The organism is Cognatilysobacter bugurensis, assembly GCF_014652095.1.
GTDB lineage: Bacteria > Pseudomonadota > Gammaproteobacteria > Xanthomonadales > Xanthomonadaceae > Cognatilysobacter > Cognatilysobacter bugurensis.
Genome location: NZ_BMYD01000002.1, coordinates 211,993 through 236,080, shown reverse-complemented (window position 1 = coordinate 236,080; position 24,088 = coordinate 211,993). Strand labels below are relative to the sequence as shown.

Sequence of the window (24,088 nt, the reverse complement as noted above, 5' to 3'; positions counted from 1 at the left end):
CGAGCAACGCGCGTGAAAGCCGCGGCGCACGCGGCCGGGCGCTACTGCACGAGCGGCTCGATCAGCTCCGGACCGTGGTTGCGGACATTGCCGACCGCACGGTCGACCTTGTGGAACACGAGCGGCGCGGACGGCACCGACTGCGCGATCTCCATCGCCTCGTCAGCCGTGCCGTGCAGCCAGTCGGCGAATACGGTCGGCGGCAGGATCAGCGGCATGCGGTCGTGCACCGTCTCGACGGTCTGGTCGGCCGCGCGCGTGATCACGCTGTAGGTGAGCAGCTCGTTGTCCGCGTCGTCGCTGCGGCGCTCCCATAGGCCGGCGTAGAACATCACCGGCGCGCCGTCGAGGTGGATGAAGTGCGGCTGCTTGGTCTTCGCGTCCAGCTGCATCCACTCGTAATAGCCGGTGCTCGGAATCAATGCACGGCGCTGCTTCCACGCGCTGCGGAACGCGGGCTTCTCGGCGACCGACTCGAGCCGCGCGTTGATCGTCGAGTACGCGAGCTTGGTGTCCTTCGCCCACGGCGGCAGCAGGCCCCAGCGCATCTCGTGCGCCTCGCCGCCGTCCTCGTGCGCGACGATCGCCCAGCCGCGCTGGGTGGGCGCGCGGTTCCACGTCGGTTCCGGTTCGGCTTCAGGGGTTAGCACGGGCAGCGGCTGCGAGAACGCCCGCACCTGCGCCCACGTGGCAAAGAGGGTGTCTCGTCCGCACATGCGCCGACTATAGGCAGCCACGGCGACGGCGATGTCGACGCCACGCCGCGCCTACGGCCGCGCCTGATCACCGTCGGGCGACGTCGCGATGGCGATGCTGCGGGTCCTCGGGTAATACGGGAGCGGGCAATGACGACCGCACGGACATCGAACTGGGCCGCGTGGGCTGCGCCGCTGCTCGCCAGCGCGGCAGTGGTGGGCGGCGTGGCCTTATGGCGCGCACGGCAGCGCTCGCAACGCCGGCTGGACGGTGTGACCTGCGTGATCACGGGCGCGTCGAGCGGACTCGGGCGCGGTGTCGCGCTGAGGTTAGGCGCGATGGGCGCGAACGTCGTCGTCGCGGCGCGGCGCACGCCGCTGCTCGAGCAACTCGTCGACGAGATCCATGCGTGCGGCGGCATCGCGCTCGCAGTGACGACCGACGTGAGCCGCGCCGACGACGTGCAGCGGCTGCGCGACGCCACGGTCGAGCGCTTCGGCCGCATCGACATCTGGGTCAACAACGCCGGGCTCGGCGCGATCGGCCCGTTCTGGGACATTCCGCTGGAGGACCACGCGCGGCTGGTCGACATCAACCTCGGCGGCGTGATCCACGGCAGCCACATCGCGCTGCATCAGTTCCGCGCCCAGGGCCGCGGCACGCTGGTGAACGTGGGCTCAATCGAAAGCGAAGTGCCCCTGGCCTACCACGCAAGCTACGCAGCCACGAAGGCCGCGGTGCTGAGCCTGGGCCGCTCGCTGGTGCAGGAGCTGCGACTTGCGCAGCTGCGCGACGTCCACGTGGCCACCGTGATGCCGTGGGCGACCGACACGCCGTTCGACCGCCATGCCGCTAACCACAGCGGCCACTCCGTGCAGCTGCCGCTTCCCGACGGCGCCGCAAAGGCGGTCGACCGCATCGTGCACGCCTGCCTGCACCCGCAGCGCCGGCATCTCGTGGGCTGGAAGGCGAAGGCCGCCTATGCCGGGCACCGGCTGCTGCCAGGCCTTGGTGATCGCACGGCCGCGCGGATCGAGCATGCGCTGCAGATCGAACGTGCGCCCGCGGCAGCGCCTACGTCAGGCGCGTTGCATGCGCCCGTCGTCGACGGCCGCGCCGTGGAAGGCCACGTGCGCGAGCGCATGCGGCTCGAAGCAAATGCGCGCGATCACGACCGCGCCTGGGACGACGCGGGCGCCTGGGGCGTGTGAGTGGGGCAACTGGCGGCGATTGCCGGCGCAGCGCCGACGCAGTCAATGCGCGCGCGATGACGCGCACCGGCACTGAGCGCACGGCGCGGAGTGCAGAAACGACAACGCCGCGGTTGCGCCGCGGCGTCGGTTGAACGGGGGACATGCGACGCCCCGCCCCGGGTCCGCGACTGATCAGCGCGCGACGTCGAGCGACGCACGCTTGGCGGCGCGACGCGCTTCCCGCGGCTGCGCGAAGTCGTTGTTGAACATCGCCGGCTCCCACGAGCCGTAGGTCGGGTTCGGAAGCATCCACCAGCGCTCGCCGAACCAATCGCGGTGTTCCTCGTACAGCGCCGTGCGGCCCTCGGGCGTGTTTGCGAGGATCTGCGCGAAGTCGCCGAGCTGGTCGCCGAACTGCATCAGCACCCGGTACTGCTGCCCTGCGAGCTGGCGCCGGCAGGCCTTCTCGCTGCCGACCTGCTCGCAGCCTTCGACAAACGTGCCCAGGCCCAGGAACACGCTCTCGTCCTTGACCGGCAGGCCGGCGGCGCGGAGGTTCTCGAGCGTGGCGTCCTGCAGGTGCTCGGAGCGGTTCGACAGGTACAGCACGGTGATGCCCTTTGCGGCTGCGGCCTTGGTGAAGTCGACCACGCCCGGCAGCGGCTTGGCCTTCTTTTCCGAAACCCATCGGTCCCAGCTGGTTTCGTCGTACTCGCTGCCGTCGGCGATCAGGCGCGCCTGGTAGGGCGAGTTGTCGAGCACGGTCTCGTCGACGTCGAGGATTACGGCCGGCGGCTTGCCGGTCGCGGCGTCGGCGCGCTCGCCGGGCACGAGCGCGTCCCAGTTCGGCTCGGCCAGCGCACGGTCGAGCAGCTGCGCGGCGGCGTGGTAGGTCTGCGCGCTGAGGGCCTTGTACTCGACCGAGTTCTGCATCCACGCCACCGCGTTGAGGTTGTCGTCGGCCATCGAGGGGGCCACGCCCGTCGCCGGGGTGGCCGCTGCGGCCGGCGTCGGGGCATCGACGGCGACATCGCCGCTCCGGGCAGCCGGCTTGCAACCGGCGATGAGGACAAGGCCGCACACCGCGGCGGACAGCATCGAAGCGCGCATCGGAATCTCCACAACGGCCGGCCAGTCTCGACCGGAGATGTTGCGCCCGTGCGTCAGCGCCCGGCAAGCGGCCGGCGCGTGCGTGCAACGCGGCGTCGCGCGGGTGCGGTTCCGTCCGGCGCTCCGACACGCTCCAATGGGCGCCCGCTTCGCCCGTGACTCCCATGCCGACCGCGCTGCTGTGGTTCCGCAACGACCTGCGCCTCGATGACCATCCGGCGCTGCGACTCGCGCTCGAGCGCGGCTTCGACGTGCTCTGCGTGTACGTGCATGCGCCCCACGAGGAGGGCGCATGGGCGCCGGGCGCGGCATCGAATGCGTGGCGCGCACGATCGCTGGACGCGCTCGACGCCGCGTTGCAGGCCCGGGGCGCGCGCCTGCACTGCGTGCACGGCGACAGCGTCGACGCACTGCAGCGCATCGCACACGAGGCCGACGCACGCGCGGTGTTCTGGACGCGCCGCTACGAACCGGCGATCGAAGCTCGCGATGCGCATGTCAAACGCCAGCTGCGCGACGCGGGCCTGCTCGCGCAGAGCGTCAATGGCGCGCTTCTGCACGAGCCGTGGGACGTCGCGACGAAATCCGGCGATCCGTACCGCGTGTTCGGCGCGTACTGGAAAACCGCGCAGGCGCAGCGACGGCCGTGGCGCGCGTGGTCGGCGCCCGCGCGGATTCCCGCCGCAGCGCCGGGTGCGCAGGCGTGCCGCGATCTCGGCATCGGTGCGCCCGCCTCGCTCGGGCTGGCGCCGCGCGTGCGCTGGGACGCCGGGTTCTGGGACACGTCCGAACCGGGCGAGGCCGGTGCACTGCGCGCGCTGCGGCGCTTCATCGACACCGCGCTCGCCGGCTATGCCGAAGGCCGCGATGCGCCTGCATGCAACGGCACGTCGGGGCTGTCCGCGCACCTGCATTTCGGTGAGATCGCGGTCGGCCGCGTGGTGTCCGAAGTCGAGGCAAGCGCAGCGCCGCGCGAGCAGGTCGATGCATTCGTGCGCCAGCTCGGCTGGCGCGAGTTCGCGCATCACCTGCTGCACCACTACCCGCACACGGCCGAACACAACCTCGATGGGCGATTCGATGCGTTCGAGTGGCGCACCTCGGACGAGGCCGAACTCGACGCCTGGCGCCGCGGCCGCACCGGCATCCCGATCATCGACGCGGGCATGCGCGAGCTCTGGCACAGCGGACGCATGCACAACCGCGTGCGGATGCTCGTTGCGAGCCTGCTGACCAAGCACATGCGCGTGCATTGGTCAGTCGGCGCGCGCTGGTTCTGGGACACGCTCGTCGATGCCGATCTCGCGAACAACGCGCTCGGTTGGCAATGGGTCGCCGGCACGGGCGCGGATGCCGCGCCGTACTTCCGCGTCTTCAACCCGGTCCTGCAGGCGCGCCGCTTCGACCCCGATGGTGCCTACGTGCGGCGCTGGTTGCCCGAGCTCGCGCCGCTGCCCGACAAGGCGGTGTTCGAACCGTGGACCGCGCCCGACCTCGTGCGTCGCATCGCGCCGGATTACCCGCGGCGCCCGATCGTCGACCTCGCGCGCGGCCGCGACGAGGCGCTCGCGGCGTACCAAGCGTTGCACCGCACCTGAGCCGCACGCCGCCGCGTCGAGCCGGCCTCAGTGCGATCGGTCTCCGCGCACCTGCGCATGGCTGATCAACGCGAAGATCAGGCTGCCGCCGACGACGTTGCCGGCCAGCGTGGGCAGCGCGAAACGCATCGCAAATTCCGTAAACGACGCGCCGCCGCTGAACACGACGTACAGCACTTCGGCCGAGCCCGAGACGATGTGCGCGAAGCCGCCGAGCCCGATCAACGACGTGATCACCACGATCATCGTCACGCGCGCGGTCTCCGCGCCCGGTATCAGCCACACCAGCGTGGCGATGAGCCAGCCGGCGATCATCGCGCGACTGAAGACCTGCCACGACGTGAGGTCGATCAGGTGCCGGCCGATCGACAGCAGCGCTTCGTGGGTGGCCGTTTCCAGCCCGTCCAGATGACGCAGGCCCCAGGCAAACAGCGCGGCGCCGACGAGGTTGCCGAGGAGCACGAGCCCCCACAGCCGCAGCAGCCGGCCGAGCGTTTTCAAACGCGGATGCGTCATCAGCGGCAGCACGGCGGTGAGCGTGTTCTCGGTGAACAGCTGCTGGCGCGCGAGGATCACGATCAGAAAGCCGACGGAGTAGCCGATGCCGGCGAGCAGCCAGCCCGCGGGCGTGTGGCCGAAGTGCGCGAACATCAACGCGCGCGCGAGCATCGAAAAGCCCATCGTCAGGCCCGCCGCGAGCGCCGACCACAGCAGCGCGGACGCCGGGCGCGCGAGCTCGGACTCGCCCTCGAGGCGCACGGTCTCGTGCAGCACCTGCACCGACGTCGGGCGCTTCTCGTCGACCTCCGATGCCTCCTGCGCGGTGAGTGACACGCCGTCCTCGTCCGTCCCGGGCCGATCGTCGTCGATGCCATTGCGTTGCGTCGCCATCGTCCGTCCTGATGAAACCGGCGGCCAGCGTAGACAGCGCACGGTGAGAGATGGGCGAGGGCTGCGTGCGCATCGCATCGTCAGCGCGCTCCGGTCGAGGCTTGCAGTCGAGAAGGAGCGAGCCGCGCGATCGGACCGAGTCGCTATCGCCCGCCGCGCCGCCACTTCACGACGTCGCCGCGATTCGCGCGCTAGCGTCGCGGGCCTGCCCCGCCCGGTGCTCGCGATGTCGATCCGTCTTCGTCTTCCAGTTCGCTGCCTGGCCGGCGCCGCACTTCCGGCGTTTGCGCTCGCTGCATTCGCAGCTCCGGACACACCCGCCGCGCCCGCGGACGGCGTGCCGCGCTACGGCGCACGGCTCGAGCGCTTCGACTACCCGCACCCCGTGCAGCTGCACGCGTTCGAGTCGCAGGGCCAGCGGCTCGAGATGGCCTACCTCGACGTCGCGCCGGCCGGTCCCGCGAACGGCCGCACTGCGGTGCTGTTGCACGGCAAGAACTTCTGCGCGGCGACGTGGGAAGACACGATCGCGGCGCTGGCGGATGCAGGTTGGCGCGTGATCGCGCCGGACCAGGTGGGCTTTTGCAAGTCGAGCAAGCCCGAGGGCTACCAGTTCAGCCTCGACCAGCTTGCGTGGAACACGCACGCATTGCTCGATGCGCTCGACGTCGAGCGCGCCACGCTGATCGGCCATTCGATGGGCAGCATGCTCGCGGCGCGCTTCGCGCTCAACCACGCCGATCGCGTCGAGCAACTCGTGCTCGTCAACCCGATCGGCCTCGAGGACTGGCGCGCAAAGGGCGTGCCGTATGCACCGATCGACGCGCTGTATGCAAACGAGCTCAAGACCGACTACGCCCGCATCAAGGCCTACCAGCAGAAGCACTACTACCGCGGCCCGTGGCAGCCGGGCTACGACCGCTGGGTGCGCATGCTGGCCGGCATGTACGCCGGCCCGGGCGCGCGGCGCGTTGCCTACAACCAGGCGCAGACCTCGGAGATGATCCACACGCAGCCGGTCGTGCACGAGTTCGACCGGCTCACCGTGCCGACCGTGCTGCTGATCGGCCAGCACGACACCACCGCGCCCGGTGCGAATCGCGCGCCGCCCGAGGTCGCGAAGACGCTCGGCGATTACCCCGCGCTCGGCCGCGCCACGGCCGCACGCATCCCGGGCGCGAAGCTCGTTGAGTTCGACGACCTCGGCCATGCGCCGCACATCGAGGCGCCTGCGCGGTTCCACGCCGCGCTGCTCCATGCGCTGGGCAGCGACGTGCGGCCGCCGGCCGCGCCCGATCGCAAATGAGATTCGCAGCGCTTTAGCGCCGCCGCTCGTCCGACCCGCCAATTCGAGCCTTCAAGTCGCCCGTGGCGGCATGCGAGCATCGACCGCGGCGATCGCAGACGCGGCCGCCGCACCCTTCAGCCAGTGCCCGCCCCCATGCCCAAGCTCACGCCGTTCCACCTTGCCATCCCCGTGCACGACCTCGCCGCCGCACGTGCGTTCTACGGCGGGCTGTTCGGTTGCCGCGAAGGCCGCAGCTCGGAGCGCTGGGTCGATTACGACCTGTTCGGCCACCAACTCGTCTGCCACCAGGTCGACGGCATGGCGCCGCCGGTCGCGGGCGACAACGCGGTCGACGGCCACGACGTGCCGGTGCCGCACTTCGGCGTCGTGCTCGAGATGGACGACTGGCAGGCGCTCGCTGACCGGCTGCGCGCGGCCGGCGTGACGTTCGGCATCGAGCCGCACGTGCGTTTCAAGGGCCAGCCCGGTGAGCAGGCCACGCTGTTCCTGCTCGATCCGTCCGGCAATGCGCTCGAGTTCAAGGCGTTCGCCGACATCGAAGGCCAGCTGTTCGCGACCTGACCGGGGCGGCGCGAACGGTTCACTCGAGCGGCCAGCGCACCTCGTAGACATCGAACAGGCCGGCGCCCTGTCCGGCGCGCGGCGCGTCGCTTGCGAACGTGAGCGAGCGGCCATCCGCGGCGAACGCGGGCGTGATCTGCATCGGCCCGGGGTTTGCGGCGGCGCCGAGCGGCGCAGGCGTCGACCAGCCCTCGCCGTCGCGCTGCGCGGTGTGCAACAGCAGGCGACGATCGACCACGCGCCAGAACACGGCGGTGCGCCCGTCCGCAGTGAACGTCAGATCGCTCTCGCTGGTCGCGCTGTTGAGCGGCGCGGGCAGCGGCTGCGCGGCTTCGATGCGCCCGCCTTCGACGCGCGCGGCGTAGATGTCGAGACCGCCGAGGCCGCCTGCGCGCGATGAGGCGAAGTACAGCGTGTCGCCGTGCAGTTCGGGGCCGAGCTCCTCGCCCACGCTGTTCACCGCATCGCCGAGATGCTCGGGCGCGCTCCAGCCGTCATCGGTGCGGTGCGCGCGCCACAGGTCGAGGTCGTGCCGCTCGCCGCGCGACGGCGTGGGCCGGTCCGAGATGAAGTACAGCGTCCGGCCGTCGGGCGTGAGCCACGGGTCGGAATCGCGCCAGCGGGTGTCGGTGAACGCGATCGGCTGCGGCGCGCTCCAGCCTGTCGCGGAGCGCACGGATTCGAAGATGCGCGCATTCTCGAATTGCGCATCCGAACGCGCGAACACGCGGCGCTGCCCGTCCGCGCTCGTGCTGAGGTTGTAGTCGCTGCGCTCGCTCGAGACGTCGAGCCGCACCGGCGAGGCGTCGGCCGTTGTGGTCGCGGCGGCGGCCGCGAGGCAGAGACAGGCGATCGTGATGTGCATCGACGGGGCGTCCGGGTGGGGACGCACAGCATCGGGACCGGCGCGCCGGCGCGCACGTGGCGGCGGTCGTGGTGACATCCGGCACGGCCCGGCCGTGACCGCGAGTCTGCGACGATGGCGCATCCCCCGACTGGAGCCTACGCATGTCGCATCGCACCCGATTCGCCTCCGGCCCGCGCGCCCTGCAGTCGAGTGCGCTCGCACTCGTGCTCACTGCGGCGCTTGCAGGCTGCATGAGCACCGCGAGCGCACCGACGGCGACGCCGACCACGGGCGCACCGTCCGCGTCGCTGGTTGAAGGCTCGAACGCCACCGTCGAGGGCCGCGTCATCGCGGTGGACACCGCGCCGTGGGCGTACGACGGCAACGCGACGGTGAAGCTCGACAGCGCCGCCCATGGGACGGTCGAGCTGCAGTTCCCGGCCCGCTGGAACCTGTGCCGCGCGCAGGCCATCGGTGACTTGCAGACCCTTGCCGTCGGCACGCGCGTGCGTGCGACCGGCAAGGTCAATGCGCCGCGGACGATGACCGTCTGCGAAGACCCCTCGCACGGTCTGCAACGGCTCGACTGAGACGCGAGACCGGCAGCGCGCGGCATGCGCGCTGCCGTCAGTTCATGCCGGCGCCGCGACGCGGCGTCAGATCACGCCGCCGTCGCTGCCGAGGCTGCTGTGGTCGTCGCGCGAGTTGCGGTTCGCGTCGGTGCGCCCGGCCACTGCGCGCTCGCCGCCGGTGGTCGCGCCGAGCGTGTTCGGCCCCGAGGCGAGGTCACCGCCGGCGTCGGCCGTCGCATTGCGTGCACCGGCCGAGCCGCCCATGCCCTGCGCCGCCTGCAGCGCGGAGCCGATCGGCACGTCGCCCTTGCGGTCATCGGCCTCGTCGCCGGCGTCGCTGCGGTCGCCGCGCCCGTGTGCGGTGCCGACCACGGCGTCGCGCACGGCGTCGCGCGCATTCACCGGATAACCGAACATGCCGCCGCCGTAGCCGGGGCGGTCGTCGGGGCTGGTGTCGGGAATCGTGCGGTCGCGGTCCGTCGGCGGCATGGGACGGTCGCGGGATTCTTGGCCCGAGTTCGAGCTGCGGGGAGTGTTCATGCGGGGCTCCTGTCTGCGCCGCGTCGAGCGCGGCCGGGAAGGGACATGTCCGATCCTGCGCGCCGACGCGTCACCCGACCGTCAAGCACGCGGGCGCATTCCACGACGCGGTGCTTACAAGCACGGCATGCGTCGTCGATGCGGGCCCAACGAACGGACGCATGCCTCGCGGGCAGCGCGTCAGTGCAGCACCGCATTGCGGCGCGTCCGCCCCGCAGGCATCGCACCGGGATGCCATGTCGGCGCTGACTCGCGCTCGAGCATGGGCCAGTCGCGCTCGCACAGGCGCTCGGCGTGGCGACGGCCCTGCTCGATCAATGCGTCGATGCGGCCTGGCGAGAAATCGAGGATGCCCGAGATATCGTCGTGCTCGAGCGCGTCGCGTTCGATTTCGAGCCGGTGCGTGATGCCCGACATGGCACTCGCGGGCAAGGCGTACTTGCCGCCGAGCAACAGGTCGAGCGCGCGATGCGCGAGCTCGACACCCCCGGTGGGCACGCGCGCACCGCGGCGCGGGTGGTGGTCGATCGTGAGCAGCAACGTCGGGGTTGCGTCGTCCGCGTCGTCATCCCGCTCGACATCGTGGCCGCCATCGGCGTCATTGCGTGCAAGGCAGCCTCGCTCGCGCAGTCGCTCGAGCATGAGCGGCAGCGACGGCTCGCGCGTGATGTCGCCGTCCCAGTACCACCGACCCTCGACCTCGACCGGCTCGAACAGCAGCGGCAATGCCGATGACGCCGCGAGGTGCGCCGTCGTCAACGGAGCATGTGCGTTGTCGAAGAGCGCGAGCGAGCCGTCGGCGACATCGACCGCCGGCACGCACAGCAGCGGCGTGTGCGCACCGGCGACGCCCAGCCCGTCGAGGTTCGCGGCGATACAGCGCCACAGGCCTTCGCGGTCCATGAGCGGACGGGCACGACGATCGAGCCCCGCGAATGGATTCCAATGCCACGGGTTCGCGCGGTAGAGCGTCGTATTGCCGAGCAACAGGCCGGTCAGCAGGCCGTTCCAGCGCGGCGCCGACGCATGCGGCAGCGTGTCGAACGGCATCGATGGCGTCGTCAGCTGCTCGCACCACAGCGCCTCGAGCCGCGCTGCACCGCCGCGCAGGTCGCTGCCGCCGCGCGCGATGCACGCCGCGTTGAGCGCACCGATTGATACCCCGCCGACTGCGACGAGTCGCGCCCCGCGAGTGCGCAACACCGGAGCCAGCAAGCTCCACACACCGCAATCGAATGCACCAAGCGAGCCGCCGCCACCAAATACCGCAATCACGTCCATTGCGCTGCCCCGTTCCATGAGCCATCGATGCTCGCTTCGCGGATGCTTGGCGCGTGTGAACGTTTTGTCGGTGTTTTGATGCCGCGCTAGAGCTGCTCGGCGGGCAGTGCACGCACGAGCACGCTGTCCTGCGCGAAGCGACGCTCGAGCGTCTTGCGATAGCGCGCCCACCACTCGCGGTCGAGCGACTCGACCAGCACTTCGAACAACATCACGTCGTCGCGCTCGCATTCGCCGTCGTCGTCTTCCCAGAGTCCGACTGCAGGCGCCCGCACGTAGGCGGTCACGCCTCCGAACTCGCCGGCCAGCTCGGCGCGCACCTCGTCGAACCTCGTGCGCTCGAACGACGCGCCGCTGTTGTCGTAGAGGGGAAGAAGCAGTTGGACCAGATGCATGGCGCGTCCGCGGAACCGGGGGCGCCAGCGTCGCGGCCGGGCGGTGCAGGCCGTGTCGTCGCTCCACGGCCCTGCGAGTCCCGGACTCAACTCGGCGCGAGACGCGCGCGATCGCGCGCCGACGACGACATCGCGTGCAGCGCGGCCTGCCTTATCAGCCGCATGCAGCGCTGCCCGCGCCTCACACCTTCACGCCCCTGCAGGCACCTAGACTGGCTGCGTCTTCGAGGACACCGCCCGACGTGCCTGCAGCCCCTGCCCTCAATGCCGAGCCCGCGTTCCGGCATGTATTGCAGCTGTGGATCGGCCGCATCGGCATCGTCGCGCTGATCGTCATCGCCGCGCTGCGGTTCGCGGCTCACCAGCCCGCGGCGGCCTGGGTCGACGTCGGCTGGGCCGCGGGGCTTGCGCTCGCGCTTGGCTGGCTGCACTGGCGCGGTCCGAGCATGGCGATGGGCACGGCGATGTCGGCACTGAGTCTCGCCGCGTCGATGCTCAAGGTCGACCTGCTTGGGATGCCGGGCCTGTTCTGGCTGTTCCCGGTGATCCTCGGATCATTCGCGATCGCGCCGCGGCCCTGGGCCTGCGGGCTCGCGCTCCTCGCCACGCTGTACGCCGGCGTTCGCTCGTTGTCGTTTGCGGCGTTCGAAGTCGCCGCGACGTTCGTGGCCGCGGCCGGGCTCGTGATCGTCGTGGCCTGGGTGGGCATCGCTTATTTCGAAGCCCTGCGCCAGCGGCTGGAGCACATCGCGAGTCAGGACGCATTGACCGGCGCAGGCAACCGCCGTGCGCTCGAGGCGATGCTGCGTCGGCTCTCGCCACGACAGGTCGACCACCGGCCGTTCGCGCTCGCAGTGCTCGACCTCGATCACTTCAAGCAGGTCAACGACCGGCACGGCCACGCGGCAGGCGATCGCGCGCTGGCCGATTTCGCCCGGCTCGTGCGACAGCTCGTCCGGCCGCAGGACCGACTCTACCGTTACGGCGGCGAAGAGTTCGTGCTCGTGATGCCCGATATCACCACCGCCGACGCAGCCGGACTCATGGAACTCGTCAATGCCGCGGTGCGCCAGAAGATCCGCGTGCGCGACCGGCCGCTCACGGTGTCGATCGGGCTCGCGATGCACCGGCCCGGCGAAACCGCCGACGCCTGGCTCGCACGCGCGGACGCGGCCGTTTACCGCGCGAAATCCGAAGGGCGCGACCGCGTGGTGAATGCCGACCCCGCCGCAGAGCCTGCGGCGCCGTCCAGTCGCACAGGCTGAGACGCATGGCCGGACACTGGCCGCACCGGCGGAGCGCAGCGTGCACATTCTCGACAAGCTTTCGATCCTCGCCGACGCCGCGAAGTACGACGCCTCGTGCGCGTCCAGCGGCGCCGGCAAGCGCGATTCGCGCGGCACCGGCGGCATCGGCAGCACCGAAGGCATGGGCATCTGCCACTCGTACACGCCCGACGGGCGCTGCGTGTCGCTGCTCAAGATCCTGCTCACGAACTTCTGTATCTACGACTGCGCGTACTGCGTGAACCGCGTGTCGAGCAACGTGCGCCGCGCGCGCTTCACACCGGAGGAGGTCGTGCGGCTCACGCTCGATTTCTACCGGCGCAACTACATCGAAGGCCTGTTTCTCTCGAGCGGCATCGTCAAGAGCGGCGATCACACGATGGGGCAGCTCGTCGAGGTCGCGCGCAGCCTGCGCGAAGACCACGCGTTCGCGGGGTACATCCACCTCAAGACGATTCCCGACGCCTCGCCCGAACTGCTCGCGCTTGCAGGCAAATACGCGGACCGGCTCAGCATCAACGTCGAACTGCCGACTGAGACCGGCCTGCAGGCGCTCGCCCCGGAGAAGGACGCGACCGGCATCCGCGGTGCAATGGGTCAGCTGCGCTGGCGCATCGAGGAAGCAAAAGAGCAGGTGCGCGCAGCCGACGCCGCGCCGCGTGCGAAGGCGAAGCCGCCGCGCTTCGCACCCGCGGGCCAGAGCACGCAGATGATCGTCGGCGCCGACAGCGCGGACGATCGCGACGTGCTCGACACCAGTGCGCGCCTGTATGGCAGCTACCGCCTGCGACGCGTCTACTACTCCGCTTTCAGCCCGATTCCCGACGCATCGGCCGTGCTGCCGCTCAAGGCGCCGCCGCTGATGCGCGAGCACCGGCTCTACCAGGCCGACTGGCTGATGCGCTTCTACGGATTCGAGGTCGACGAGATCGCGCCTCGCACGCAGCCGGGCGCGACGCTGCTCGATCTCGACGTCGACCCGAAGCTCGCCTGGGCGCTGCGCCATCCCGAGCAGTTTCCGGTCGATCTGAACACCGCGCCGAAGGAGCGGCTGCTGCGAGTGCCCGGACTCGGCACGCGCAGCGTCAAGCGCATCCTCGGCGCGCGTCGCTACGCACGCCTGCGCCTCGACGACCTCGCGCGGCTGCGCGCGCCGCTGTCGAAAGTGCTGCCGTTCGTGCAGGTGCTCGACCACCATCCGCGCGGCTCGCTCGACCGGCCGGAGCTGTTGCGCGCGAAGCTCGCGCCGCCGCCGCAGCAGGCGTCGTTGTTCGGCTGACGTGGACGCGCCGACCGCCACGCGCTGTTCCGCGCACGTCGAGCCCGCGTGGGATCTCGATGCCTGGCGCACGCAGGCACGCGCCGCGCTGTGCGCGAACGTGCCGCCCGACGCGCTCGATTGGCACGACGCCGACGCGCCTTCGTTGCTTGCCGCCCCGCCGGTCGTCGATCTCAAGCCCGTTCGCGCGGCGCCGAACGTGCCGCGGGCGTTTTTCGTGCTCGCCACACGGGTGCTCGCGCATCGCGACCCGCAGCGTCATGCGCTGCTGTACCGGCTGCTGTGGCGCATTGCCTACGGCGAGCCCCAATTGCTGCGCAATGCGCTCGATGCCGACGTGCACCGCGCGCTCGCGCTCGAGAAGTCGGTGCGCCGCGATGCGCACAAGATGAAGGCGTTCGTGCGGTTCCGCGTTGTCGGCGACAGCGCGCCGCGCCATGCCCTTCAGCACGGCGCAGTCGCCGACGCGGCCGATATCGCGCGCACCTCAAGCCCGGTCGCGAACGACGCCACGCACGAGGCCTACATCGCCTGGTTCGAGCCCGAGCACTTCATCGTCGACCTCGTCGCGCCGTTCTTCGCGCGTCGCTTCACGGGCATGCGCTGGGCGATCCTCACCCCGTACCGCCGCGCGCTCTGGGACGGCGAATCGCTGCACTTCGGCGACGGTGCGCGCTTCGATGAAGCGCCAGCGCACGACGCGCACGAGGCGCTGTGGCGCGCGTACTACGCGAACATCTTCAATCCCGCGCGGCTCAACCCGCGTGCAATGCGGCAGGAGATGCCGGTCAAGTACTGGCGTCACCTGCCGGAGACGCACCAGTTGCCCGCGCTGATGCGCGGCGCCGGCGAGCGCGTGCGCGAGATGGCCGAGCGCGACGCGCAGCCCACGCGCAAGCCGCGCATGGTTGCGCGCGCCGCGCAGCAGGCGGCCACGCTCGAAGCGCAGTCGAAGGGCCTGGCCGCGCTGCGCGAACGCGCACGCGCCTGCCGCGCGTGCCCGCTGTGGGAGCCGGCGACCGGCACCGTGTTCGGCGAAGGGCCGGACGATGCGCGCATCGTCGTCGTCGGCGAGCAGCCCGGCGATCAGGAAGACCTGCTCGGTCGCCCATTCGTTGGCCCTGCCGGGCAGCTCTTCGACCGCGCGCTCGGCGAGCTCGGCCTCGACCGGCGCGCGTGGTACGTCACCAATGCGGTCAAGCATTTCAAGTTCGAACAGCGCGGCAAGCAGCGCCTGCACCAGCGCGCTGCCCCGGACGAGCAGCGCGCCTGCCTGCCGTGGTTGCAGGGCGAGCTGGCGGCGATCCGCGCCGAGCGCATCGTCTGCCTCGGCGTCACCGCGGCCGAGGCGGTGCTCGGCCGACGCGTCGCGTTACTCGCCGAACGCGGGCAGTGGCATGCCGCGCAGGACGGCACGCCCGCGCTCGTCACCGTGCACCCGGCCTGGGTGCTGCGCCAGCGCGACGGTGCCGCACGCGAGGCCGCATTCCGCGGCTTCGTGGACGACCTCGCGTTGCTCGCCGGCCAGCCGGTCGAATAGCCGCCGTCCACGCGAACTCGCCGCCTGCACGCCGGCAGCGGTAGCCTGTCGGCCGGACCCGCGACCGCAGCACGCCGCATGGCCCTGGCCTTGACTCATCGAATCGTTCCCGCATGACGGCCGCCGCGCACGCCGCGCCGGCGCTGACCCCACGCGAGCAGGCGCTGCGCCGCAAGCAGCGCATTGCCGTGGCGTTGCTGATCGCAGCCGGGCTGGTGCTCGTCGTCGCCACCGCGCTCGGGCGCGTGCATCCGCACTGGGGCTTCGATCTGATCGCCGCGATGGCCGAGGCCGCGCTCGTCGGCGGGCTGGCGGACTGGTTCGCGGTCGTCGCGCTGTTCAAGCACCCGCTCGGCCAGCGCTGGATCCCGCACACGGCAATCATCCCGAACAAGAAGGACGCGCTGGGCCGCAACCTCGGCGACTTCATCACCAACCACTTCCTCGACAAGCCGCAGGTGCTCGCACGGCTGCGCACGTTCGACGTCGCCGCGCGGCTCGCCGGCAAGCTTGCCGAGCCGGAGACCGCGCGCGCGCTCGGTTCGCGGCTCACCGCGGCCATCCCGCACCTGCTCGGCCTGCTCGACAGCGAGCCGCTGCACCGCTTCATCCGCGACGCCGCGCACCGGCGCCTGCAGCGCGTGGACCTTTCGGGCGTCGCCTCGTTCGGGCTGCGCCAGCTCACCGTCGAGGGCCGCCATGAAGCCCTCGTCGACGCCTCGCTGAAGTACCTCTCCGGCGTGCTCGAGTCGCCCGAGACGCACCGGCGCATCTCGGAGCGCGCCGCGAAAGAAGCGTGGTCGATCCTGCGCTACGCCAAGCTCGACGAGATGCTCGCCGACAAGGTGGCCGACAAGCTCGTCGGCGGCCTCACCACGCTCGTCGCCGAGATGGCCGCCGACCGCGACCACGAGCTGCGCCAGCGGCTCAAGGGCGAATTGGACGAGCTGATCGAACGGCTCGAGAACGACCCCGGCTTCCGCGAGCGCCTCGACGGGCTCCGCGACCGCATGCTCGAACAGCCCGAGCTCGACACCTACCTGCGCAGCCTCTGGGACGACCTCGTCGCCTGGCTCGAATCGGACGTGCAGCGCGAGGACTCCGCCGTGCGCGAGCGGCTGGTGCGAGGCACCCAGTCGCTCGGCGCGCGCCTGCTCGAAAGCGAGGAGATGCGCGCGTGGATCAACGACTCGGTCATCGAGACGTTCGAGCCGATGATCGACCCGCTGCGCGAGAAGGCCCGCGGCTTCATCGCCGAGCGCATGGAGCGCTGGAGCGCCGACGAGCTCACCCGTGAGCTCGAGCTGTCGATCGGCGGCGACTTGCAGTACATCCGCTACAACGGCACGGCGATCGGCGCACTGATCGGCGGCCTGCTGTTCGCACTGCTGCATGGCATCGAAGCCCTGATGGCGTGACGCGCTCCGACGGCGGCGCGGCTGGGTCGATCGACTGCCCCGGGCCGGCCGCCCTCCGCAACCTCGACGCCCTCACGCGCAGCGCTGCAGAATTGCAGGCTGTTTATTGACCGGACTTTGCGATGCCGTCCCTGCTCGAACAGCTCCGCGCCCACTCCGCCGTCGTCGCCGACACCGGCGACATCGAGGCGATCGCCCGTTTCCGTCCGCTCGATGCGACCACCAACCCCTCGCTGCTGCTCAAGGCCGCCGCGCTGCCGGCGTACGCCGGGCTCGTCGACGCCGCGCTGTCGCAGGCGCAGGGCGGCGATCGCGATGCGCGCATCGCCGATGCCTCCGACCGGCTCGCCGTCGCGATCGGCGGCGAAATCCTCAAGCTGATCCCGGGCCGGGTGTCGACCGAAGTCGACGCACGCCTGAGCTTCGACACCGAGGCGACCGTCGCCAAGGCCCACCGCCTCGTCGAGCTGTACGACCAGGCCGGCATCGGCCGCGACCGCCTGCTCATCAAGATCGCCTCGACGTGGGAAGGCATCCGCGCCGCGGACGCGCTCGAGCGCGAGGGCATCCACTGCAATCTGACCCTGTTGTTCTCGTTCGCGCAGGCCGTTGCCTGCGCCGAGGCTGGCGTGTTCCTGATCTCGCCGTTCGTCGGCCGCATCCTGGACTGGCACCTCGCGAGCGGCGGCGACAAACCCGCCACGCCGCAGGACGACCCGGGCGTGCAGTCGGTCACGCGCATCTGGCAGTTCTACAAGCGCCACGGCTTCGACACCGTGGTGATGGGCGCGAGCTTCCGCAACACCGGGCAGGTGCTTGCGCTCGCCGGCTGCGACCGCCTCACGATCTCGCCCGACCTGCTCGCCGAGCTCGACGAGGCGCAGGGCGATCTGGCGCCCGCGCTCGTGGCCGCCGGCGACCGCGCCGACGCGCCGGTGCGCCTCGATGAAGCCGCGTTCCGCTGGCAGCACAACGAGGACGCAATGGCGACCGAGAAGCTCGCCGACGGCATCCGCCGCTTTGCGCAGGACCAGGTCAAGCTCGAAGCGCTGCTCGGCGCGAAGCTGTCCTGACGGGCGCGCTCCGCGGCTGCAAACGCCGCGCAGCCGCAGTCGCATCACCTCGCACTCGATGGGCCCATGGGCCGGCGCACGCCGGCCCGTGCATCAGCGAACCCGCTAGGGCGCCGCGTTTGCGCCGACGATGTCGAGCAATTGCAGCAGGTCGGCGGGCTTGACGAGATGCACGTCGAACCCCGCCGCCGCCGAATCCGCGCGATCCTGCGGCTGTCCGTAGCCCGTCAACGCCACGAGCCGCGCGTTCTCCGTCGCCTCGATCGAGCGCAACTGCACCGCCAGCGCGTGGCCGGTCAGGTCGGGCAGCCCGATGTCGAGGATGCACACGTCGAATCGCGGGTTCGTGCGCGCGATCTCGAGCGCCTGCGCGCCGGTGCCGGCCACGACGACCGCATGCCCGTCCAGCCGCAGCATCTCGGCGAGCGCATCGGCCGCGTCGATGTTGTCATCGACGACCAACACGCGTCGCAGTGCAGGGTCCGGTGAAGGGGCGGGCGCCGGCGCGGGCCCCGACGGCACCGCCGACACGGCCGCGCGCGGCAGTCGCACGGTGAACGTGCTGCCCTGCCCCGGCCCCGCGCTCTCGGCCTCGATCTCGCCGCCGTGAAGGTGAACGAGCGAGCGCACCAGGGCCAGCCCGATGCCGAGCCCGCCCTGCGTGCGGTCGGGCGTCCGCTGCGCCTGGGTGAACAGCTCGAACACATGCGGCAGCAGCGACGGCTCGATGCCGCCGCCGGTGTCGCGCACGACCACGCGCGCGTGCGGCCCGTCACCGTCGATGCGCAGCGTGATGCGGCCGCCGGGCGGCGTGTACTTCGCCGCGTTGTTGAGCAGGTTTGCGATGACCTGGATCAACCGGGCGCGGTCGCCTTCGACGATCAGCGGCCCGGCTTCGGCATCGACGGACACCTCGAGCGCGTGGCGCCGTGCGTCGATGAGCGCGCGCACCTGTTCAAGCGCGCCTGCGACGACGTCCGCGAGGTCGACCGGCTCGCGCTCGATCTCGACCAGTCCGCGCGTCACGCGCGAGACGTCGAGCAGGTCGTCGACCAGTTCGGCCATGTGCGTGACCTGCCGGCCGATCACCGCCGCGGCGTCGCGCACGCGCGGCGCGTCGTCCGGCGCGCGCTGCAGCAACTGCGCGGCGGTGCTGATCGGCGCAAGCGGGTTGCGCAGCTCATGCGCGAGCATCGCGAGGAACTCGTCCTTGCGACGGTCGGCATCCTGCAGCGCGCGATGCAGCCGGGCATTGTCGACCGCAGTGGCCACGCGCCGCGCGATGTCCATCGCCAGTTCGATGTCCGCCTCGTGGTAGTGCCGCCCGCTCTCGGCATGCACGAGCGTCATCGTGCCGATTGTCGCCCCGCGCGCCTGCAGCGGCACGACGAGGTAGGAGCGCAGGCCCAGCCCGCGCAGGAGCGCGAGGTGGTGCTCGTCATGCGCGGCGCGCTGCAGCTGCGCGTCCTCGATCGTCTCGCGCCAATCGGGCTTGCCGGTGTCGATCACATGCCACGCGCCCTGCCCCGCGCCGCGCCGCGACGGATAGCGTTCGTGCAGTGCACGCGCCATCGCGATGCGTTCGGGGTCGGGGTGGCACACCGCGACGCGTTCAAGCTCGCCCTCGGGCGTGAGCAGGTCGATCGCATACCAGTCGGCCAGTTGCGGCACGAGCACGCGCGCGAGGTCGTTGAGTGTGGTCTCGTAATCGAGCGAGGCGCCGAGTGTTTCGCTCGCCTGCGCGAGCAGCCGCATCGCGTTCTCCGCGCGTCGGCGCTCGGTGACATCGCGGGTGATGCCAAGCAGGCGCGCGGGCCGCCCGTCGGGGCGGAGGTCGACGTGGCCGATCGAGTGCACCCAGCGCTCGTGGCCGTCGGGCGAGCACAGCCGGTATTCGATATCGAGCGTGGTGCCGTGGTCGATCGCGGCTCGATTGGCCGCGTCCAGGCGCGCGTGGTCGTCGGGGTGCACGACGTCGCGGAAGTCCTCGGTGCGTCCGATGCGGCGTCCGAAGAACGTCACCGCGTTCGCCGAGCACGTCACCACGTCGCGTTCGAGGTCCCAGTCCCAGACGTTCATGCAGCCGATCGCGAGTGCTCGCTCAAGCCGCGCTTCACTCTCGCGCAGGCGGTGCTCGGCGCGACGCGCGTCGGTCACGTCCTCGTGCACCAGGACAATTTCTTCGACGCCTCCGTCTATGCCACGCACCGGGTACGCATACCCGCGCACCCAGCGAACGCTCGGGTCTTCGGCCCGACCCGGCAGCGTGCGGTCGGGGTCGTAGGCGATCTCCGGCAGCTGCACTGCTTCGCCCGCGAATGCGCGACGCAGACGACCGGCAATGCCGGACGCCTCGAGCTGCGGGTCCTCGAGCACGTTGTAGTCGTGCAGCTTGTCGAACGCGAGGCTCCACAGCGCTTCCCACGCCGGATTGACGTAGAGCGTGCGCCCGTCCGGCGCGATGCGCTGCGTGGACAGCGGCGACTGCTCGACGAGCGCACGGAAGCGCTGCTCGGAGCGGCGCAGCTCGGCCTCCACGCGCGTGCACTTGGTGATCTCCTCCTGCGCCGTGCGGTACAGGCGCGCGTTGTCGATCGCGAGTGCGGCGCGGCGGGCGAGTTCTTCGGCAAGCGCGATGTCCGCGCGCCCGTAGCGCCGGTCGGATTCAGTGATGCCGAGGCTCAGCACGCCGACGGTGTGGCCGCGGGCGATCATCGGCAGCGCGATGTGCGAGCGCATGCCGATGTCGAGGATCAGCTGCGCGTGGTTCTCGTCGATCGTGTGCGACGCCACGATCTCGGGCGTGACGATTTCGAGCCAGTCGATGCGCCCGGTCGCAAACGCACGCGCTGCCGGCGTCGGCGACCCTTCGATGCGCGGATGCAACCGCACCAGCCGGTCGAGCAGCACCTGCTTGTCCGGGCGCACGTGCACCGTCGCGGTGCGCTGCAGCCGGCCGTCCTCGAGCACGTCGACAACGCACAGGTCGCCGAGCATCGGCACCGCGAGCTGCGCGACATGGCGCAGCGTGGTCGGGTAGTCGATCGACGACGAGAGCAACTCGCCGGCCTCGGCGAGCAGCGCCAGCCGACGCGCCTCGGGCGTGTCGGGCAGGCCCGAATCAGCAAGCGGATCGTGCGTCATCGCACCGGGGAGGACAGCAATTGGAGCGCCACTATACGCAGCCGTGGCGCGACCGCAGCGGCGCCTGCGCGGCGTGCCAGTGAGCACGCGGTCACGCATTCACACGCCGAGCGCTGAAGGCAGCACCGCCCCGCGCTCCACAGCACCAAAACCTTGCGCCGCGTCTCGGGCCCCGCGTGCGCCGCGCTGGCATCCTGCGCGCCGTCCCGGTCCTCGCGCCGGTGTTGGCCGCTTCGATTCAAGGTGTCGCCGTCGATGGAGTTCATGGGTTCCCGCCTGCAGCCGATCCGGATCGAGGACGGCGTCACCGCGTTCCTGGTCAGCCTGATTGCCACGCTCGCCCTCGGTGCATTGCTGCTGGCCGCGGGCCACCCCGGTGACGCCGCGGTGGCGGTCATGCCCACGCTGCTCATCGGCGCGCTCGCGCACTCAGCGGGCCTGAACGTGCAGGACAACCCGCGTGGCCTGCTGCTGCTGTGCAGTGTCGCGTTCGTCATGCAGCAGGGCATCGCCTCGCTGTTCGCAATGGGCTGACGCGCCGCGTCTGCGACACTCCGCACTCCACGTCCGGAGTGCATCGATCATGACGTCTCCCGCCCCGCTGCAGGCTCTCGTCGGCGGCTGCCACTGCGGCCGCGTGCGGTTCGAGGTCGATGCGCCCGCCGCGCTCGACGTGCTCGAGTGCAACTGCTCGATCTGCCGCATGACCGGGTTTTTGCACCTCATCGTGCCTGCGTCGCGGTTCCGGCTGCTGCAAGGCGAGGACGCGCTGGTCGACTACCGCTTCAACACCGGCGCCGCACGGCACCGCTTTTGCGGGCAGTGCGGCATCAAGAGCTTCTACGTGCCGCGCAGCCACCCCGACGGTTTCAGCGTCAATGCGCGATGTCTCGACTCGTTCCGCACGCTGACCGTGCACGTCACGGCGTTCGATGACGACCGCCGCGACGCAGCAATGGCGGCGATCGCGCACCTCGCGCGCGAGTAGGCGGCGAGGCGCGAGCGCGGGCCCGCCGGTTGGCCATTGGGCGTCGGTGCCCGCGCGGGCGTCGATTCCGTCCCGCTTGCGGCAGGCGTGGCGCGATGTAGGCGGCAACCGGCTACGGCGCCCGCGACGCAGCGCATCACCCGGAACTGCGCCCGTTCGGCGCCGCAGGCCGGGTCTTGGCGCGGCCGCCACGCGCGGTCGGCGATTCTTGGTCTCGCGGGCCGCTGTGCCCGTCTGCCTGACCGAGGACCCGATGCACCCCCAGAACGATCTCGACGGCCTGCGCCTGCTGCTGGTGGAGGACGAATACGTGCTCGCGCTCGGCATCACCGACGTGCTCGTCGATGCGGGCGCCGACGTGCTCGGCCCGGTCGGCTCCGTCTCCGATGCGCTGTCCCTGGTCGAGCAGATTCCCGAAATCGACGCCGCTGTGCTCGACGTGAATCTCGCCGGCGAGACGATCTACCCGGTCGCCGACGCCTTGCAGGCGCGCGGCGTGCCGTTCCTGTTCGCGACCGCAAACGAACGCGCCCAGTTGCCGGAGCGTTTTGCCGACGTGCCGCTGTGCCACAAGCCGTTCGACGTGGCGACGTTCCGGAGCGTGCTCGCCCATCTGCGGGTGCCGCGCCTGCCCCCAGTGGCATAAGTCTGTTCTGGGCATGGAACGGCGCGTCATCCCTGCATCGCGGCGCATCGACCTCCCCCGCTGCGGACTGAACGACACCGTTCAGAATGCTCCGATTACACAGCCGCTTTCACGCACTGCCACTACGGTTTAGCCTGGCTTTGAGCGGGGCGGCATCGTGGATTTTCATTGGTACGGTTTCGATGCACCCGAATCGCGCGATGACGCGCTTGCGCCTGCGCCCAGCGCACTGCGCACGCGCTTTCTCGAATTCGTCGCGTCCGACTCGTTTCCATGCGTGGGCTCGAAAGCGGCGCTCGCGCGCGGCGCGGTCCGCACCGTGGAGTTCGATGCGCTCGACCATGCGGAACACGACGGCGAGTTGCTCGATGCCATCGAGGAGTTCGCTGCGTTTCTCGACGCGCAGGACGAGGGCAGCACCGTCGTGCACTCGCTCGTCGTGTTGTTCGAACGTCCGGGCCACCTCGACGAGCACAGGTTCGAGTCCCTGCTGTGGGCGCAGCTGCAGCGCCTGCACGACCTCGACGTCCGACGCGGCACGCCCTGGTCCGAAGACGTGGCGACCGATCCGGACGATCCGCGTTTCAGCCTGAGCCTCGCGGGCCATCCATTCTTCGTCATCGGCCTTCATCCGGGCGCTTCCCGCATCGCGCGCCGGTTCGACTCGCCGGTGCTCGTGTTCAATTCGCACCGCCAGTTCGACCGGCTGCGCGCCGACGGCCGCTACGCGAAGATGCAGGCGGCCACGCGAGCTCGCGACATCGAACTGCAGGGTTCGCTCAATCCCAATCTCGCCGACTTCGGCACCGCGCCGGAAACGCGCCAGTACAGCGGGCGCGCGGTCGAACCCGAGTGGCGCTGCCCATTCCACGTGCGCGGCGAAAAGCCGAACTGAGGAGACCGCGGATGTCCATCGATGCACTGCAACGCGTGCCGCCATGCTCGGCGCGCGCGGTCGAACTCGACGAAGGCGACGTGCTCGTGATCGTCGATCCCGAAGGCGAACAGGTCAGCGACCTTGTCGCATTCGCACGCGATGACACGCGCGAGTACCTGTCGTCCGGCCGCTCGATCGACTACGCATCCCGGCTCTTTCTGACGACCGGCGACCTGCTGTATTCCAACCGCAGCCGGCCGATGTTCGAAATCATCGAGGACGACTGCGGGCGCCACGATTTCACGCTCACGCCGTGCTCGAAGGACACGTTCGAGATCATCTACGGTGAGACCGAAGGGCGCCCGGGGTGCGAGGGCAACCTCGCCCATGCGCTCGCGCCGTATGACATCGGCGTGGACCGCATCCCGATCGCGTTCAACGTGTTCATGCACGTCGCGGTCGACGCCGACACCGGCCGCCTCGAGGTGCGCCCACCGCGCAGCAAACCGGGCGACCGCATCCGCCTGCGCGCGCGCATGCCACTGGTCGCCGCCCTCACGGCGTGCTCGGCCGGGCAGTCAAACAACTTCCGCTACAAGCCGATCGATTACACCGTCGAGCGCGCTGCGGGCTGACGCGCGCGGCGTCGACAGTCGATCCAACTGACCTGAGTCCGGAGAACGCGAGTTCGCGACCGGAACCGAGGCCATGCTCCGCTCTCTGCGACGGCGGCGGCGACCGCGGGAAGCCGGCTGGATGCGTGGCTGAATGCAGTCTTCACGCGGGGCGGCCGCGCCGGGGTCTAGGGTCGTTTACGGCCCCGGCCTCACGCGGCCGGGCGGTG

24 protein-coding genes are annotated in these 24,088 nt (G+C 70.7%); 15 read left to right on the top strand and 9 right to left on the bottom strand.

What is annotated here, in order from left to right; translation table 11 throughout:
* Positions 1 to 41 precede the first annotated feature (41 nt).
* Positions 42 to 737, bottom strand: coding sequence for an SOS response-associated peptidase (locus IE075_RS08185; RefSeq protein ID WP_229792412.1), 696 nt, complete (start codon positions 735 to 737; stop codon positions 42 to 44).
* A gap of 108 nt (positions 738 to 845) precedes the next feature.
* On the opposite strand from IE075_RS08185, the gene IE075_RS08180 reads away from it, so the two are divergent.
* A complete protein-coding gene (locus tag IE075_RS08180; RefSeq protein WP_189455263.1) occupies positions 846 to 1,907 on the top strand; it encodes an SDR family NAD(P)-dependent oxidoreductase in 1,062 nt (353 codons plus the stop codon).
* A 174-nt stretch (positions 1,908 to 2,081) separates the two neighbouring features.
* On the opposite strand, the gene IE075_RS08175 is transcribed toward IE075_RS08180, so the two are convergent.
* Positions 2,082 to 2,999 (bottom strand): 5'-nucleotidase, lipoprotein e(P4) family, encoded by a 918-nt coding sequence (locus IE075_RS08175; protein WP_189455261.1) that lies wholly within the window; start codon positions 2,997 to 2,999, stop codon positions 2,082 to 2,084.
* 164 nt (positions 3,000 to 3,163) lie between these two features.
* Between IE075_RS08175 and IE075_RS08170 the strand changes: the two genes are divergently transcribed.
* The gene (locus IE075_RS08170) at positions 3,164 to 4,597 is read left to right on the top strand and encodes a cryptochrome/photolyase family protein (RefSeq protein ID WP_189455259.1); all 1,434 of its coding nucleotides are present in this window, start codon (positions 3,164 to 3,166) and stop codon (positions 4,595 to 4,597) included.
* A 27-nt stretch (positions 4,598 to 4,624) separates the two neighbouring features.
* Here IE075_RS08170 and IE075_RS08165 read toward each other — a convergent pair whose 3' ends face one another.
* Positions 4,625 to 5,488 (bottom strand): formate/nitrite transporter family protein, encoded by an 864-nt coding sequence (locus IE075_RS08165; protein ID WP_189455257.1) that lies wholly within the window; start codon positions 5,486 to 5,488, stop codon positions 4,625 to 4,627.
* Between the two features lie 226 nt (positions 5,489 to 5,714).
* On the opposite strand from IE075_RS08165, the gene IE075_RS08160 reads away from it, so the two are divergent.
* Together IE075_RS08160 and IE075_RS08155 are read left to right on the top strand one after the other, a co-directional pair.
* The gene (locus IE075_RS08160; protein ID WP_189455255.1) at positions 5,715 to 6,794 is read left to right on the top strand and encodes an alpha/beta fold hydrolase; all 1,080 of its coding nucleotides are present in this window, start codon (positions 5,715 to 5,717) and stop codon (positions 6,792 to 6,794) included.
* Between the two features lie 135 nt (positions 6,795 to 6,929).
* On the top strand, positions 6,930 to 7,358 hold the full coding sequence (locus IE075_RS08155; protein ID WP_189455252.1) for a VOC family protein: 429 nt from the start codon (positions 6,930 to 6,932) through the stop codon (positions 7,356 to 7,358).
* Between the two features lie 19 nt (positions 7,359 to 7,377).
* Here the strand turns inward: IE075_RS08155 and IE075_RS08150 are convergent, their stop codons facing one another.
* The gene (locus IE075_RS08150) at positions 7,378 to 8,223 is read right to left on the bottom strand and encodes a TolB family protein (RefSeq protein ID WP_189455250.1); all 846 of its coding nucleotides are present in this window, start codon (positions 8,221 to 8,223) and stop codon (positions 7,378 to 7,380) included.
* Between the two features lie 143 nt (positions 8,224 to 8,366).
* On the opposite strand from IE075_RS08150, the gene IE075_RS08145 reads away from it, so the two are divergent.
* On the top strand, positions 8,367 to 8,795 hold the full coding sequence (locus IE075_RS08145) for a hypothetical protein (RefSeq protein ID WP_189455249.1): 429 nt from the start codon (positions 8,367 to 8,369) through the stop codon (positions 8,793 to 8,795).
* Between the two features lie 66 nt (positions 8,796 to 8,861).
* Here the strand turns inward: IE075_RS08145 and IE075_RS08140 are convergent, their stop codons facing one another.
* The 3 genes from IE075_RS08140 to IE075_RS08130 form a co-directional block, all read right to left on the bottom strand.
* Positions 8,862 to 9,317 (bottom strand): hypothetical protein, encoded by a 456-nt coding sequence (locus tag IE075_RS08140; protein WP_189455247.1) that lies wholly within the window; start codon positions 9,315 to 9,317, stop codon positions 8,862 to 8,864.
* 180 nt (positions 9,318 to 9,497) lie between these two features.
* Positions 9,498 to 10,616: a patatin-like phospholipase family protein gene (locus IE075_RS08135; protein ID WP_189455244.1), complete on the bottom strand. Its 1,119-nt coding sequence runs from the start codon at positions 10,614 to 10,616 to the stop codon at positions 9,498 to 9,500.
* A 68-nt stretch (positions 10,617 to 10,684) separates the two neighbouring features.
* Positions 10,685 to 10,993 (bottom strand): hypothetical protein, encoded by a 309-nt coding sequence (locus tag IE075_RS08130; RefSeq protein ID WP_189455242.1) that lies wholly within the window; start codon positions 10,991 to 10,993, stop codon positions 10,685 to 10,687.
* Between the two features lie 242 nt (positions 10,994 to 11,235).
* Between IE075_RS08130 and IE075_RS08125 the strand changes: the two genes are divergently transcribed.
* The 5 genes from IE075_RS08125 to tal all read left to right on the top strand — a co-directional run bounded on the left by IE075_RS08125 (position 11,236) and on the right by tal (position 17,589).
* Positions 11,236 to 12,258, top strand: a complete 1,023-nt coding sequence (locus tag IE075_RS08125; RefSeq protein WP_189455240.1) for a GGDEF domain-containing protein — start codon at positions 11,236 to 11,238, stop codon at positions 12,256 to 12,258.
* 40 nt (positions 12,259 to 12,298) lie between these two features.
* The gene (locus tag IE075_RS08120; RefSeq protein ID WP_189455238.1) at positions 12,299 to 13,558 is read left to right on the top strand and encodes a putative DNA modification/repair radical SAM protein; all 1,260 of its coding nucleotides are present in this window, start codon (positions 12,299 to 12,301) and stop codon (positions 13,556 to 13,558) included.
* Between the two features lies 1 nt (position 13,559).
* Entirely contained in the window at positions 13,560 to 15,098 is a 1,539-nt protein-coding gene (locus IE075_RS08115) for a UdgX family uracil-DNA binding protein (RefSeq protein WP_189455236.1), read from the top strand.
* A 113-nt stretch (positions 15,099 to 15,211) separates the two neighbouring features.
* The gene (locus IE075_RS08110; protein ID WP_189455234.1) at positions 15,212 to 16,516 is read left to right on the top strand and encodes a DUF445 domain-containing protein; all 1,305 of its coding nucleotides are present in this window, start codon (positions 15,212 to 15,214) and stop codon (positions 16,514 to 16,516) included.
* Positions 16,517 to 16,638: 122 nt separating this feature from the next.
* Complete coding sequence (gene tal, locus IE075_RS08105) at positions 16,639 to 17,589, top strand: transaldolase (protein WP_189455233.1); 951 nt, start codon at positions 16,639 to 16,641, stop codon at positions 17,587 to 17,589.
* Between the two features lie 105 nt (positions 17,590 to 17,694).
* Here the strand turns inward: tal and IE075_RS08100 are convergent, their stop codons facing one another.
* Both IE075_RS08100 and IE075_RS08095 read right to left on the bottom strand, forming a co-directional pair.
* A complete protein-coding gene (locus IE075_RS08100; RefSeq protein ID WP_189455231.1) occupies positions 17,695 to 20,733 on the bottom strand; it encodes an ATP-binding protein in 3,039 nt (1,012 codons plus the stop codon).
* Positions 20,730 to 20,999, bottom strand: coding sequence for a hypothetical protein (locus IE075_RS08095; protein WP_189455223.1), 270 nt, complete (start codon positions 20,997 to 20,999; stop codon positions 20,730 to 20,732). The genes IE075_RS08100 and IE075_RS08095 overlap by 4 nt, the downstream gene beginning before the upstream one ends.
* On the opposite strand from IE075_RS08095, the gene IE075_RS08090 reads away from it, so the two are divergent.
* The 5 genes from IE075_RS08090 (at position 20,998) to IE075_RS08070 (ending at position 23,879) form a co-directional block, all read left to right on the top strand.
* On the top strand, positions 20,998 to 21,267 hold the full coding sequence (locus IE075_RS08090) for a hypothetical protein (RefSeq protein WP_189455221.1): 270 nt from the start codon (positions 20,998 to 21,000) through the stop codon (positions 21,265 to 21,267). The two genes, IE075_RS08095 and IE075_RS08090, sit on opposite strands and share 2 nt — an antisense overlap.
* Before the next feature lie 49 nt (positions 21,268 to 21,316).
* Positions 21,317 to 21,721, top strand: a complete 405-nt coding sequence (locus tag IE075_RS08085) for a GFA family protein (RefSeq protein ID WP_189455218.1) — start codon at positions 21,317 to 21,319, stop codon at positions 21,719 to 21,721.
* A gap of 253 nt (positions 21,722 to 21,974) precedes the next feature.
* Positions 21,975 to 22,367: a response regulator gene (locus tag IE075_RS08080; RefSeq protein ID WP_189455216.1), complete on the top strand. Its 393-nt coding sequence runs from the start codon at positions 21,975 to 21,977 to the stop codon at positions 22,365 to 22,367.
* A gap of 157 nt (positions 22,368 to 22,524) precedes the next feature.
* Entirely contained in the window at positions 22,525 to 23,262 is a 738-nt protein-coding gene (gene gntA, locus IE075_RS08075; RefSeq protein WP_229792411.1) for a guanitoxin biosynthesis heme-dependent pre-guanitoxin N-hydroxylase GntA, read from the top strand.
* An 11-nt stretch (positions 23,263 to 23,273) separates the two neighbouring features.
* The gene (locus tag IE075_RS08070; protein WP_189455214.1) at positions 23,274 to 23,879 is read left to right on the top strand and encodes a DUF1989 domain-containing protein; all 606 of its coding nucleotides are present in this window, start codon (positions 23,274 to 23,276) and stop codon (positions 23,877 to 23,879) included.
* The last annotated feature ends 209 nt before the right edge of the window (positions 23,880 to 24,088 follow it).

Coding starts and splice junctions, on each gene's coding strand:
- IE075_RS08180 (WP_189455263.1), top strand. CDS start 846: ATGACGACCGCACGGACATCGAACTGGGCCGCGTGGGCTGCGCCGCTG.
- IE075_RS08175 (WP_189455261.1), bottom strand. CDS start 2,999: ATGCGCGCTTCGATGCTGTCCGCCGCGGTGTGCGGCCTTGTCCTCATC.
- IE075_RS08170 (WP_189455259.1), top strand. CDS start 3,164: ATGCCGACCGCGCTGCTGTGGTTCCGCAACGACCTGCGCCTCGATGAC.
- IE075_RS08165 (WP_189455257.1), bottom strand. CDS start 5,488: ATGGCGACGCAACGCAATGGCATCGACGACGATCGGCCCGGGACGGAC.
- IE075_RS08160 (WP_189455255.1), top strand. CDS start 5,715: ATGTCGATCCGTCTTCGTCTTCCAGTTCGCTGCCTGGCCGGCGCCGCA.
- IE075_RS08155 (WP_189455252.1), top strand. CDS start 6,930: ATGCCCAAGCTCACGCCGTTCCACCTTGCCATCCCCGTGCACGACCTC.
- IE075_RS08150 (WP_189455250.1), bottom strand. CDS start 8,223: ATGCACATCACGATCGCCTGTCTCTGCCTCGCGGCCGCCGCCGCGACC.
- IE075_RS08145 (WP_189455249.1), top strand. CDS start 8,367: ATGTCGCATCGCACCCGATTCGCCTCCGGCCCGCGCGCCCTGCAGTCG.
- IE075_RS08140 (WP_189455247.1), bottom strand. CDS start 9,317: ATGAACACTCCCCGCAGCTCGAACTCGGGCCAAGAATCCCGCGACCGT.
- IE075_RS08135 (WP_189455244.1), bottom strand. CDS start 10,616: ATGGAACGGGGCAGCGCAATGGACGTGATTGCGGTATTTGGTGGCGGC.
- IE075_RS08130 (WP_189455242.1), bottom strand. CDS start 10,993: ATGCATCTGGTCCAACTGCTTCTTCCCCTCTACGACAACAGCGGCGCG.
- IE075_RS08110 (WP_189455234.1), top strand. CDS start 15,212: ATGACGGCCGCCGCGCACGCCGCGCCGGCGCTGACCCCACGCGAGCAG.
- tal (WP_189455233.1), top strand. CDS start 16,639: ATGCCGTCCCTGCTCGAACAGCTCCGCGCCCACTCCGCCGTCGTCGCC.
- IE075_RS08100 (WP_189455231.1), bottom strand. CDS start 20,733: ATGACGCACGATCCGCTTGCTGATTCGGGCCTGCCCGACACGCCCGAG.
- IE075_RS08090 (WP_189455221.1), top strand. CDS start 20,998: ATGGGTTCCCGCCTGCAGCCGATCCGGATCGAGGACGGCGTCACCGCG.
- IE075_RS08095 (WP_189455223.1), bottom strand. CDS start 20,999: ATGAACTCCATCGACGGCGACACCTTGAATCGAAGCGGCCAACACCGG.
- IE075_RS08085 (WP_189455218.1), top strand. CDS start 21,317: ATGACGTCTCCCGCCCCGCTGCAGGCTCTCGTCGGCGGCTGCCACTGC.
- IE075_RS08080 (WP_189455216.1), top strand. CDS start 21,975: ATGCACCCCCAGAACGATCTCGACGGCCTGCGCCTGCTGCTGGTGGAG.
- IE075_RS08070 (WP_189455214.1), top strand. CDS start 23,274: ATGTCCATCGATGCACTGCAACGCGTGCCGCCATGCTCGGCGCGCGCG.